The following is an 11,225-nucleotide window of genomic DNA, read 5'->3' as shown; positions in this document are numbered from 1 at the left end:
AAGAATTGCTGGTTTATTCTTATAAATAAGTTTACCTATATTCTTTATTCTGTTTAATTTTCAAGGATCATCTGCCGCTTCATTGCGACTGGATTTACATCTTATCATGTTTGTTTTAGTTTGTCAACTAGTAATTTATTACCAAGTTAACCGCTATTTATTGTGGCTGATTTGCCACTGGATTTACATTTTATCATGCTCACTTAAAACTGTCAATCAGTAATTTAATACCAATTGTTCTATCACGCAGCCGCCATATATTAAACATAATGATTCTTATATTACACTTGCTGCGTCTCTAAGTGACGAATGATATCTTACCACGTATAAACATATAAGAAATCAATATTATATATGTTTACATAAAAATATCATTGATAATATACACATATTCTTCAGTATACTTATTATTTCACATAAGGATACGCCCGAGTTAGTTTATGGAATGCCATTTTACTTATAATGGATTTTCATCAATACTTTATTAAGCAAAATATCTTAAATCTGCAAGTAACTCTCTTTTTTATAAACATCAATTCTTATTAAAACCTAATAGCCTTCCAAGCGTAGTATGTTTAGTTTCAATAGCTCCTACAGGACATAATTCCTGGCAGCAAAAACATCTAATACAATTACTCATATTCCAACTAGGAATTGTCTTGCCATTTTTATTAATCATAGTTATAACCCTAGGGCTTTCAGGACAAACTTCCATACATCTCCTGCAACCTATGCATTTATCAAAAATAAGATTTGGATTGGGCGCTATCATTCCTTTTAAAAAAGCAGTAGCTTTTGGATTCAAGAAGTAGAAATCTCCTCCTTTTCTACTTAATTCAAAATCCTTTACTTTCATAGACTCTATTTTCTCGCCAACAACTTCTATATCCTCAGGAAGTACTTTTCCCCATTTACTATCATAGGCTTCCTTTAAGGCTGGTATTTCAAGAGGATTATCATATCCAATTAACCTCACAGCTACAGAATCAACAGCAGTTATACTATCACCCATAATTAAGGTATTCATTTTATATGGGGTACCATTTTTAGGTCCATTACCCTGCATAGCTACAATACCATCTAATACAGCAAAGTTGGTTCCTACTAACGTATTTAAATCTAATAACATTTTACAAAAATTATTAGCATCTGGCATTCTAGTATGCCAAGCTGCTTTCTGAGTTCCAGGTATGCACCCGAATTGATTCTTTATTGCTCCCGTAAAGTATGCCATGGCATGGGTTTTCATTTTCGGCAGTGTAATTACTACATCTGCTTCATAGGGTGCTCTAGCCACATTCCAAGACTTACAAAGTATTGAATCTTCCAACATAACATGAACTGAATCTTGAAAGGAATCGAATTTAACTCCATACCTATCTGCAACTTCAATCAATCCTGATTTATCTGCTGCCTTCCGGGAACTGCCAAAGCCTGGAGAATCTCCAAAGCTTATATCACTGCTGTAGTCCTTAATTATTCTTATCAATGCTTCAAAAACAACATAATTTGTAATTACCGGAGAGCCTTTGCCTTCAATACTAAGCATGTTAGGTTTTAATAATACCTTTGAATTATAAGGTATTAGCTTTCTTAAATAACTTTCACCGCCCAACAACTCAAAACCATATCTTAACTTTTTCTCTATTAATTCCAGGTCATACTTCTCACACTTTAATAATGCAACCTTCTCCATAATTTCTACCTCTGTTCACTTCAAATTTTGTTAGATTATAACATTATATTATACCAATTTTAATTTCATATCAATAAATATTTGTATCCAATAATTAATATTTTTACAAAAATAAAAAACAATCTAAACTACATTATCCTAATCTTTATCAATTACATATAATACAGCAGAGGTGAATAAAATGCTTTCTTTAAATTCATTGGATCCAAATCAACTTGCAGTGATTAGTACTTTTATAGCTATAGTATTATCTAAAGACAAAGATACAGATGAAATAAATGTACTTGGAAATTTTATTGTAGCAATTGGCGGAACTATGTTGACTATTGCAGCCCAACAAGAAAGATTAAAATCACTTCAAGATAAAAAGGATCAAATTCACGATCTTAAAAAACAAATTAAAGATATAGAAAAAGATTTATAATTGTTTTCTATATTTGGAATTCATTTATGAAATTTTATAACATATTGATGATAAGATCATAAATAGTATTAAATGATTATTCGGATAAGATAGAGCCTAGAGCAAGTTTATCTACTCTAGGCTTTTTATCTAAAAGTTTATCACTATATATCCTTATATTTTACTTAGTCTAAATTAATTTCCATCTATAAATATTATATACAAGCATTTTACCAATGGTTACTAATCATTTAAAATAAATACACATTTCAACGATAGTATACAATAGTATTTCCATGAGTATTTCCATATATTTTATACTACAGTTGTTAATTACAGACATTTACTACATGACATTTACTATTTTGAGTTATTTAAATCATCCATAACTTTATGTATTTTACTTACATCTTTAATATAACCAGAGGCTTTTATCCACAATTCTTTTGAAGGGATTATTTTCTCTATTGTAACATAAGCTTGTTTTACCAAAGGAATATTTACAACATTTGTACTTTGGACTGACATTAATACAAACCAACAAACAGCTATTAGTGCTATTATTTTTATTACGCCACTTATTACTTTTATTAGAATGTACAGAGCAATAATAGCAATAATTATTGATATTATTGTATTAGTCGTTATTTGGAGTGGCCTGTGATTAATTAAATTACTCATATTACTTATATTTTTCATTTGCTTCTCCCCTTTGAAAAAATATAATAAACAACTCATATTTCATTTTAACTTATTAACTTAAAGATAGTATTTCTCCATGAATTTCTATATTCCTGCTTAAATTTACAAAAAAAATAAAGTCTGCTGGGAAAATTCACAGCAAACTTAGAAATCATTTATACATAATATAACTTCTATGATTCAATAAAATCATAAGTTTTCTCAAATATATCCGGTTTACATGGATAAAATTCGCCATCTACACCTTTTATAATATAGTCACCTATACTAGCTTTCATTTTCCCTTCTAAAGTATATATAAATAATTTGTCATTACTATATTCATAACTATCACTTTTAATAAACTTGTCTATTTGATCTATATTTTTCCCTGTCCATTTGACTGCTTCCACTTCAACTGGTCTCTTTCTATACTTAGTCATATTATTTTTCCTCCTTAGTTATCCAAAGATATATTCCATGTTTCAAGTCTTAAAATCCCATCCATTGGCCTATTTCAGTCCTTCTGAAATTCAATTATAGCTTGGAAAATTCATCCATAATCAAGTGATTCTTAGGTTCAGGTGGAGTTTGTTCATAAAAATACCTTTCTCCATATGAACTTTGGAAAAACCTATCCAGCAGCGCAGCAGTGCTTATATCCTACTTTGAAAAGGACGGGAGTGTTAGTAATGGTAGCTTTCAAGCAAAGCATGTCCAGAGTTTGTTGATATATATTCTATCAACATGTTTTAATTTTACATTGTAGTCTAAATTCATATTATATTGAAACACCGCTATTTGTGCCTCTAATTTGTAATTTTTTCATATAGTTATTAAATTTAAATACCGAATTTATGAGATTTTTAAGATTAAAAGAATAATTATTTATATAAAATAAATTTTGTCAATATTTGCAGCAGAAAGAATACATGGTAATCATATAATTGAGTAAAATACTTAACTTAAGTAAATACTATGAAGAAAGTAATAATAGTTTTTATACTGGATAGCATAAAACATTAAATTTTTAAGGGTTTTAATTTCTATACATTTGTAATTTATTAATTTTACAGGAGGAACTTGTATGGATAATAATAAGAACAGAATAAAAGATAGGCCTAAATCTAATGCTGAAAAAAGGAAAATGTATTCTGAACTAGGTGCTGAGATAGGTATTGAACATGGGAAAAAAATAGGTTCTCACTCAAATGGTAAAAAATACACGAAGAGATCAAAATTATCTCATAACAAATAGGGAGTGATAATATGAGTAAAAAGAATTCTTCTAGCAAAAATCACAAAATTACTGAAAATCCGATATCCACTAATTATGCTAGAAATGTAAAGAATAAGGCTATTGAACATAGTCCTTACGGAAAAGATGAACCCTCCACACGTACAAATTATAAATAATAGATTTCAATAATATAGGCAAACCTTATCATACTATATCAGGCGATTGTCAACTTAAGATGAGGTTTGTCCCTTTATATAAAAAATACTAAAAATCTTTATACTTAATTGCTATTTTTCATTTTTATTAAGCTTTTCTTCAATATTCATACTACCGCCAGCACATATTTAACTCCTATTCACAAATTTACTATTTTATTCATAGTATGCATTGTAAACAAATTTATGGAGGTAACTCATGAGCATTAGCGATTCTAATAAGAGCATCAATAACGAAGTTGAAAATTTCTATGACTTTGAAGCTCCTATGTATTGTCCATATTACTCAATGCCTTATACTAGATCAATTCAAGATGAATATACAGATGCAGAGCCTTATGATGATGACTTTTATGATGACTTTGATCCTGGATATAGATACGGGAGGCGTAGAAGACGCAGGCATAGAAGGCGTAGACGTGGATTCCCTCTTTGGCCATTACTATTTTTCTATGACGACTGGTATTAACATTAAAAAGTGTTTTACACTTCATAAACATACTTAGTTTAGACATTATAGAAAATAAGCACTAGTTCCCACTAGTGCTTATTTTCAGTAAGTAATAGATATATAAATGACTTTAAGTGATTTTCCGTTGAATCATATTTTTTACTTCTTCTTGTGTCAAACCACTAGCATCAATAACTGGAACTTTTGTGGAAGTATCACTAAAACCCATCATATCCGTATCATAGCCTGCCGTAACGATTGCATCTAAATTTTCACACTTTGAGACATTATTCTTAAGATCACCGGTTAAAGTTTGTACTGAATATCCTTCCGAGCTTAAATAGTCTGCGATAATAGACAACCCTTTTTCTACGCCAATTTTTTTCATATATTATCACCTCATTTCTATTTTTCCCACTGACAGTTATAGATATACATACTTCATTTTTATAAATTATCCACAGCTTATCCACATTATCCACAATATTCCATTTACAAACTCTTCTAAAATAAAAGTAAACACCTAAAACCCATTATTCAATACAAAATATTTATATTATCCATTTCATCAGTTTTTGTTCTGGTAAAATATAAAAAGCCTTTACTTATCAGTAAGTTCTGAATCTTATATTTCAGTAACTTCTTTAAGTCCAGGCTCTTTACTTTATAGTATTATTTTTGCACTTAAAATATTCCATAAAAAAATATAAATTACTTTAGAGGTATCAAATGAATATCCCCTGTATCAGGAGTTACAAAACTTTTTCCATGTAATATCTTTGATTTAGCAACATCCGCTGCTATTGTCACCGGAACAATCACATGTAGGCTCAGTACCCAAAATCCATCCCATTATAACTGCATAAGCACATCCAACACCTGACTTTACCTTAATAGCATTATAGGGACAGTTCCTTGTACATGCCCCACATTCCATACAGTTATCCTTATTAATAAGTTCAACCTTACCTTCATTTAAATTAAATACTTTATGTGGACAGACCTCAATACATCTTCCACAACCTACACATTTATCTGAATCAAACTCAAGCGTACAGACATTTCTCAGATACTTATTCTTCATAGTTCCCTCCTTACATATGAATAAAGCTGTTTACCAGAAGCAATACAATTCCAAGTCCTATTGATACAACAATTGTAGGAACTGCTACCTTCATCTCTTTTATTACACCGGAAAAAGATGTGTAAGTAGAAGACCCAGTAAAATTCATAGCATAATATGATGCTACCGATGGCAAAATCAATAAATATGCAATAGTCTTTAATACACCATACTCTGGTACTTCAGGCCAACCATTAAGTATATTCACAATAACTGACCACATTAATCCCATAATCCAGCCTTTTGCAGCAAAAGCCCTTACTGGAATCCACGGCAATAATACAGGAGTTATAACACAGCCCACCAGTAGCGCACCTATAAATGCATAAAAATCAACTACCCCAAAAGGATTAACAGCAAATAAATTTATAAGAAACATTATTCCAAAAACCAACATAGCAATTTTAAAAGAACTTACAAATTCAACTGGTGTCAGAACCACCCTGTCAATTATGTTAAACCTAACTTCACGCATTTCTTCTGTAGCTTTCATTCCTGTTTCCAGAAATACTTTTATATCTTCAGCTCTCACAGGACCATATACCACTTTAAAACCAGACTGCTTTGTAACCTGGTGAGCACTTATCCCAGGGGCTCCAAGTTGAGGGAGAATTAATGTTTTGTGCGATACAATTTGAGAAAGCCTTACCTTTGAAATTCTATTCACAAGTTCCTTAGTTCCAAAGGCCCCTTTCCCTGCTGCACACCATACGTTCACTCCGTTTGTATCAAGCACCATTATCCATGCATTGAATTCCTCCAATTCTTTCCTCAAGATATCAAATGTCAGTTTATAGTTTGCTGTAACCAAAACAGGAGAGGTATTATCAGGTGTTCCTACCGCATAAAGTCCAGGATTGATTTTATAATTCATTCTGTTTACTCCAAAGCGTACTTTCCATGTACCCCATATATCAGTAAATCCTAGTTTAGTAGAAATACATGGCACACAGCCTTGTGAAGTACTTATTTCTCCAATTATCCACTTGTACTTTTTATCATATTTAGTAGTGGATTTACATAATTCCTTATGCTCACTTCCACAATAACAGGAATTTTCAGCCGCCTCACACTCAGAAGAAGTATATCCACTAGCATTTTTAGGTTTTATTCTTACTATTTTTATTTTAGAATTTTTCTCAAACTTTTTTTTAGAATCAGAACGATTAATCTTATCCAACTTTCTGACCTCCCAAACTTCCAATTTCCTATAAAACGCATTTTCACTCAGAAGTATTTGAACATTTTCCGAGATTTTTACATATACAATTGTCAGTATCTTTACTGATATTCTTGATAAACTTCTCCAGTGTCTCAAATTTGGACAAATCTAGGGAATATTTCATCCACGCGCCATCCCTTCTTGCATTAACAATATCACAATCAGTTAAAATCTTCATATGATACGAAAGTGTTGGCTGTGTGATATTAAAAAACTCTAGGATATCGCAAGCACACATTTCACCACAAGAAAGCATATCAATTATTTTCAATCTGGTTTCATCGGCAAGTGCTTTAAATATAGGCACATATTCAATATAATTGTATTCCATTTTACCCACCTCCATTGATCTATAATTATATTATTGCTACACATATAGACAACTCTCTATATGTATAGTATATACTACATATAGAGAGTTGTCTATGTTATTATCTGCCTATCTACCATTAATTTAATAGATGGCCTTTTATCCTGACACTTCTTTATTATATTGAAGAACTATACTCTGAGGTATTCGAGTAAGTCTCTTCTTCCCTAAATCAAAGAAACAACCTAATTGCTTTCCAAAACAATTCATAGTTTCCCCTGAATATATCTCAAAACCCATTTCCCATTTGCTTCTTCCCATACTTATCACCCAACATTTACCTAATGGTCTATCATATATTGTAAGAGGAGCCTTGTATTCAATTTCTGTTTTCATAAGAATAGGAGATTTTTGGGATTGAATCATTTCTTCATAAGGATAATACTTATCCAAAAAAGAATGACGTAAATCCTCAAACCACCTGACATAAACTATATTGCTTACAATACCTATTACATCAATATCATACGCTTTTATTTCAATTTTCCTTTCAACCAACATAGCTTTTACTGACATTCCCATATCCTCCTTTATGTAATAATCGCATAACTATATATTTATTTTATTATATAAATATATAATACTTACCTCAAATATTTATAAAAATCATATTTGTACTTCTCTTCCTTGATATATCTACATTGTCACCACCTACTTTATTCGTTTATTTTGTAAATGCAGAAAGAGTCCTGTTAACAGAACTCTTCAAACTTCATTTTTATTTATATTTTTTTCTTACTTACTGTTGTATGCTGAACCTGTTCTGATTTGAATGTATGTAATATCGTTGACTTTTGGGAATTTGTTATAGTTTTCTTTGCTACTAAATTATTCAGCTGCAATTCAAAATTACTTGATGTTATTTCTTTCTTATTAAATAAATCTAATATTACCGATTTTTGCGAGGTTGTTATAATTTTGTCTGATACCAATTTGTTTAGTCTAATTCCAAAATTAGAAAAAGAATAATTAGCCTTTGCTTGTATAGAGCTTAAGTTTTTGCTTTTTCCAGAAATGCTTTTAGTAGCATCCTTGTTTTCACTTTCATTGGAATTCTTGTTTTGGCTTTCGCTAGAACTTATATTTTCACTTTTTTGAGAAGTACTTTGAACTGCATTTTTGCTGTTGTTAGAGTTTGTACTTTTTGAAGTACCACATCCTGCTAGAACAAAACCACTTATAGTTGCCATAGATATTACCCATATTAATTTCATCTTTAAATTTTTATTCATAATATTACCCCCTTCGAATAATATATTATCATCCATTTATTAACATTTAATGTAATATTTATTAAGTCTTTATTAACAAATACCTAGATATTCATATAACACTGAAGCTGCAGACATATGATATGTTAATTTTACGAGTAATTTAAAGAATATTCACAAAATACGAATAATTTCATATAATATTATATAAGGAAATTAGTAACCCACTTTAAGTTCTTAATAAAATATAGGCATTATTGTAAACGTATGCTTAAATACCAAAATTAATAAAAAGGAACTTCTTATTTAAATATGAAGTTATTATAAGGGGGTATATTTATGGTAAACCTAGACTCTCTAGAACAAAAATCGACAGAAGAAAATTATTCTCTAATACAGCCAGCTGAAGAGTTAGATAAACTTAATAATAGTTCTGAAGATTATAATTCCATACCAGAAGATGACATATCACCTATATTATTAGTTTTGTGTGCGGCTATTCCTATGGTTGTATTAATTATATTATTTATATAGAACCTCAGCAGGTTCTTTTTTCATATATATATATGATTAAATTATGATAAAATTATATATGATATCAAAATAAATACAACTATAAACAATACGCTATGAGAAAGTTATTTATGTACAAAGGGGGTAATTTAAAATGTTCAAATCATCTACTCACAATGAAATAGTAAGTAGATCTCTTAATAGGTGCATTAAATATCATATAGAAAAGGGTATACCCAAGCCCAAACGAACACTTAGTAGCAGAGAATTGGGAAACTTAATAAAAGAAAACACCGATATTATGAAAATAACAAGACCATTTATGGAAATACTTTATGATTTTTTAAATGGATCAGGTTTTTCATTATATCTTACAGACAAAAACGGAATTGTATTAACTATTATAGGTGACAAAGATATAGTAATAGAACAAGCAAAGGCTGGAATAGTAGAAGGTGCTGATATGAGTGAAAAAAGTGCAGGTACAAATGCAATGGGAACCGCTCTTTTTGAAAATTTATCAGTTCAAATTTCAGGCGAGGAACATTTTATAAATATTTTTCAGATTTATACCTGCTCTGCATCTGTCATCCACAATGAACAAGGAAATATAATTGGATGTCTTAACTTAACTGGGAAACGGCAGCTAGCCCACCCTCATACGTTAGGTCTTGTTGTATCAGCAGTAAAGTCTATTGAAAATGACTTAAAATTAAACAAGTCTCAAAGCGAATTATTCAAAGCCTACCAATATTTAAATAAAATTATGAATTCCATGGATTTTGGAATTTTAGCTGTAGATAACAATGGAATAGTTAGGGCTATAAATAACAGCGCATGCAACATGCTTGCTATAAACAAAAAATATATTATAGATAAAAATGTACATAAGGTTTTATATAACTGGCAGTATATACTTGACGAACTTAAATCAGGAAATGTATATGAAGATAAAGAAATTTTATATTTGGATGAAAAGAAAAGGTTTAACTTAAACGTATACCCTATAAAAGATAAGAGTGATACTATAACTGGAATGGTAGTTACATTCAAAGATATTCAGAATGTATATAACTTAGTTACCAAATACATAAGTGGATCTGCTACTTATACCTTTGATGATATAATTGCCAAAAGTGAAAAAATGATAAATTTAAAAGAACAGTTGAGAAATATATCTAACAGCCCTTCTACCGTACTAATTCAAGGAGAAAGCGGTACAGGGAAAGAACTTATTGCGCAATCAATCCACAATAACAGCAATAGAAAAAATAAAAGCTTTATAGCAATAAATTGTGGTGCTATTCCAAAGAACTTAATAGAAAGTGAATTGTTTGGATATGAAGACGGAGCATTTACAGGAGCAAAACATGGAGGACGTGCAGGAAAATTTGAACTTGCAAATGGTGGTACTTTATTTTTAGATGAAATTGGGGAAATGCCCTTAGATATGCAAGTAAATCTTTTAAGAGTTCTTCAGGAAAACTGTGTCACCAGAATAGGTGGAAGCAAATATATCAAAATCGATGTGAGAATCATCACAGCTACCAACAAAAACTTAAGGAAAGAAGTAAAAAGAGGAATTTTTCGTGAAGACTTATATTATAGATTAAATGTAATACCTATATATGTACCACCACTAAGAGAAAGAGATATAGATATTAAAATACTAATAGATTATTTTTTGGAGGTGAAAGCCTTTAAACTCAAAAAACCTGTTCCCACAATAGATACTCATATATATCAAAAGCTCTTAAATTATAATTGGCCTGGAAACGTTAGAGAATTAGAAAATTGCATTGAAAACATTGTAAATATGAATGGACATACATCTTTTGATTTCCAAAATAATTTTTCAGAAAACACACAAAGTAGTTCTTATACTACAAATTTCCAATACGATATGTGCTCATTAGAAGAATTAGAAAGGAAAGCAATAATAAATTGTATAAATACTTGTAATGGTAATATATCAAAAGCTTCTAAAATTTTAGGAATAAATAGAAGTACATTGTACACAAAAATAAAAAAATATCAAATTAATTTTGACTAAAGTGTGTATAAAAGCAACACTGTTGCAAAAAACAACATTATTATCTT

15 protein-coding genes are annotated in these 11,225 nt (G+C 30.0%); 6 read left to right on the top strand and 9 right to left on the bottom strand.

The window, feature by feature from the left end; all coding sequences use genetic code 11:
* Positions 1–532: 532 nt before the first annotated feature.
* Positions 533–1,696 carry a DUF362 domain-containing protein gene (locus ACJDU8_RS18375; RefSeq protein WP_406793617.1) on the bottom strand — a complete coding sequence of 388 codons (1,164 nt, stop codon included), beginning with the start codon at positions 1,694–1,696 and terminating at the stop codon, positions 533–535.
* Between the two features lie 181 nt (positions 1,697–1,877).
* Between ACJDU8_RS18375 and ACJDU8_RS18370 the strand changes: the two genes are divergently transcribed.
* Positions 1,878–2,120: a hypothetical protein gene (locus tag ACJDU8_RS18370; RefSeq protein WP_406793616.1), complete on the top strand. Its 243-nt coding sequence runs from the start codon at positions 1,878–1,880 to the stop codon at positions 2,118–2,120.
* Between the two features lie 339 nt (positions 2,121–2,459).
* Here ACJDU8_RS18370 and ACJDU8_RS18365 read toward each other — a convergent pair whose 3' ends face one another.
* The gene (locus ACJDU8_RS18365; RefSeq protein ID WP_406793615.1) at positions 2,460–2,798 is read right to left on the bottom strand and encodes a hypothetical protein; all 339 of its coding nucleotides are present in this window, start codon (positions 2,796–2,798) and stop codon (positions 2,460–2,462) included.
* 176 nt (positions 2,799–2,974) lie between these two features.
* Entirely contained in the window at positions 2,975–3,223 is a 249-nt protein-coding gene (locus ACJDU8_RS18360) for a hypothetical protein (protein WP_406793614.1), read from the bottom strand.
* Between the two features lie 644 nt (positions 3,224–3,867).
* Here ACJDU8_RS18360 and ACJDU8_RS18355 point away from each other — a divergent pair.
* The 3 genes from ACJDU8_RS18355 (at position 3,868) to ACJDU8_RS18345 (ending at position 4,704) form a co-directional block, all read left to right on the top strand.
* Positions 3,868–4,038, top strand: coding sequence for a hypothetical protein (locus ACJDU8_RS18355; RefSeq protein WP_406793613.1), 171 nt, complete (start codon positions 3,868–3,870; stop codon positions 4,036–4,038).
* A gap of 11 nt (positions 4,039–4,049) precedes the next feature.
* Positions 4,050–4,196 carry a hypothetical protein gene (locus ACJDU8_RS18350; RefSeq protein ID WP_406793612.1) on the top strand — a complete coding sequence of 49 codons (147 nt, stop codon included), beginning with the start codon at positions 4,050–4,052 and terminating at the stop codon, positions 4,194–4,196.
* Between the two features lie 238 nt (positions 4,197–4,434).
* Positions 4,435–4,704 carry a hypothetical protein gene (locus tag ACJDU8_RS18345; protein ID WP_406793611.1) on the top strand — a complete coding sequence of 90 codons (270 nt, stop codon included), beginning with the start codon at positions 4,435–4,437 and terminating at the stop codon, positions 4,702–4,704.
* Positions 4,705–4,816: 112 nt separating this feature from the next.
* Here ACJDU8_RS18345 and ACJDU8_RS18340 read toward each other — a convergent pair whose 3' ends face one another.
* The 6 genes from ACJDU8_RS18340 to ACJDU8_RS18315 all read right to left on the bottom strand — a co-directional run bounded on the left by ACJDU8_RS18340 (position 4,817) and on the right by ACJDU8_RS18315 (position 8,633).
* The gene (locus ACJDU8_RS18340) at positions 4,817–5,074 is read right to left on the bottom strand and encodes a YkuS family protein (protein WP_406793610.1); all 258 of its coding nucleotides are present in this window, start codon (positions 5,072–5,074) and stop codon (positions 4,817–4,819) included.
* Positions 5,075–5,470: 396 nt separating this feature from the next.
* A complete protein-coding gene (hgcB, locus tag ACJDU8_RS18335) occupies positions 5,471–5,770 on the bottom strand; it encodes a mercury methylation ferredoxin HgcB (RefSeq protein ID WP_406793609.1) in 300 nt (99 codons plus the stop codon).
* 10 nt (positions 5,771–5,780) lie between these two features.
* Complete coding sequence (gene hgcA, locus ACJDU8_RS18330) at positions 5,781–6,989, bottom strand: mercury methylation corrinoid protein HgcA (protein ID WP_406793608.1); 1,209 nt, start codon at positions 6,987–6,989, stop codon at positions 5,781–5,783.
* 43 nt (positions 6,990–7,032) lie between these two features.
* Positions 7,033–7,362 carry an ArsR/SmtB family transcription factor gene (locus ACJDU8_RS18325; RefSeq protein WP_406793607.1) on the bottom strand — a complete coding sequence of 110 codons (330 nt, stop codon included), beginning with the start codon at positions 7,360–7,362 and terminating at the stop codon, positions 7,033–7,035.
* Between the two features lie 138 nt (positions 7,363–7,500).
* Positions 7,501–7,917, bottom strand: a complete 417-nt coding sequence (locus ACJDU8_RS18320) for an acyl-CoA thioesterase (protein WP_406793606.1) — start codon at positions 7,915–7,917, stop codon at positions 7,501–7,503.
* Positions 7,918–8,123: 206 nt separating this feature from the next.
* Positions 8,124–8,633 carry a hypothetical protein gene (locus ACJDU8_RS18315; RefSeq protein ID WP_406793605.1) on the bottom strand — a complete coding sequence of 170 codons (510 nt, stop codon included), beginning with the start codon at positions 8,631–8,633 and terminating at the stop codon, positions 8,124–8,126.
* A gap of 318 nt (positions 8,634–8,951) precedes the next feature.
* Between ACJDU8_RS18315 and ACJDU8_RS18310 the strand changes: the two genes are divergently transcribed.
* Together ACJDU8_RS18310 and ACJDU8_RS18305 are read left to right on the top strand one after the other, a co-directional pair.
* The gene (locus ACJDU8_RS18310) at positions 8,952–9,146 is read left to right on the top strand and encodes a hypothetical protein (RefSeq protein WP_406793604.1); all 195 of its coding nucleotides are present in this window, start codon (positions 8,952–8,954) and stop codon (positions 9,144–9,146) included.
* Positions 9,147–9,279: 133 nt separating this feature from the next.
* Positions 9,280–11,178: a sigma-54-dependent Fis family transcriptional regulator gene (locus ACJDU8_RS18305; RefSeq protein ID WP_406793603.1), complete on the top strand. Its 1,899-nt coding sequence runs from the start codon at positions 9,280–9,282 to the stop codon at positions 11,176–11,178.
* The last annotated feature ends 47 nt before the right edge of the window (positions 11,179–11,225 follow it).

The organism is Candidatus Clostridium eludens (assembly GCF_045310515.1).
GTDB lineage: Bacteria > Bacillota > Clostridia > Clostridiales > Clostridiaceae > Clostridium_B > Clostridium_B eludens.
This window is presented reverse-complemented; position numbering and strand designations above follow the sequence as displayed.

Bases quoted from the DNA above. Each gene is read 5' to 3' on its own strand.
- ACJDU8_RS18370 (WP_406793616.1), top strand. From the start codon at position 1,878: ATGCTTTCTTTAAATTCATTGGATCCAAATCAACTTGCAGTGATTAGT.
- ACJDU8_RS18345 (WP_406793611.1), top strand. From the start codon at position 4,435: ATGAGCATTAGCGATTCTAATAAGAGCATCAATAACGAAGTTGAAAAT.
- ACJDU8_RS18350 (WP_406793612.1), top strand. From the start codon at position 4,050: ATGAGTAAAAAGAATTCTTCTAGCAAAAATCACAAAATTACTGAAAAT.
- ACJDU8_RS18340 (WP_406793610.1), bottom strand. From the start codon at position 5,074: ATGAAAAAAATTGGCGTAGAAAAAGGGTTGTCTATTATCGCAGACTAT.
- ACJDU8_RS18325 (WP_406793607.1), bottom strand. From the start codon at position 7,362: ATGGAATACAATTATATTGAATATGTGCCTATATTTAAAGCACTTGCC.
- ACJDU8_RS18310 (WP_406793604.1), top strand. From the start codon at position 8,952: ATGGTAAACCTAGACTCTCTAGAACAAAAATCGACAGAAGAAAATTAT.
- ACJDU8_RS18365 (WP_406793615.1), bottom strand. From the start codon at position 2,798: ATGAAAAATATAAGTAATATGAGTAATTTAATTAATCACAGGCCACTC.
- ACJDU8_RS18315 (WP_406793605.1), bottom strand. From the start codon at position 8,633: ATGAATAAAAATTTAAAGATGAAATTAATATGGGTAATATCTATGGCA.
- ACJDU8_RS18355 (WP_406793613.1), top strand. From the start codon at position 3,868: ATGGATAATAATAAGAACAGAATAAAAGATAGGCCTAAATCTAATGCT.
- ACJDU8_RS18320 (WP_406793606.1), bottom strand. From the start codon at position 7,917: ATGTCAGTAAAAGCTATGTTGGTTGAAAGGAAAATTGAAATAAAAGCG.
- hgcB (WP_406793609.1), bottom strand. From the start codon at position 5,770: ATGAAGAATAAGTATCTGAGAAATGTCTGTACGCTTGAGTTTGATTCA.
- ACJDU8_RS18305 (WP_406793603.1), top strand. From the start codon at position 9,280: ATGTTCAAATCATCTACTCACAATGAAATAGTAAGTAGATCTCTTAAT.
- ACJDU8_RS18375 (WP_406793617.1), bottom strand. From the start codon at position 1,696: ATGGAGAAGGTTGCATTATTAAAGTGTGAGAAGTATGACCTGGAATTA.
- ACJDU8_RS18360 (WP_406793614.1), bottom strand. From the start codon at position 3,223: ATGACTAAGTATAGAAAGAGACCAGTTGAAGTGGAAGCAGTCAAATGG.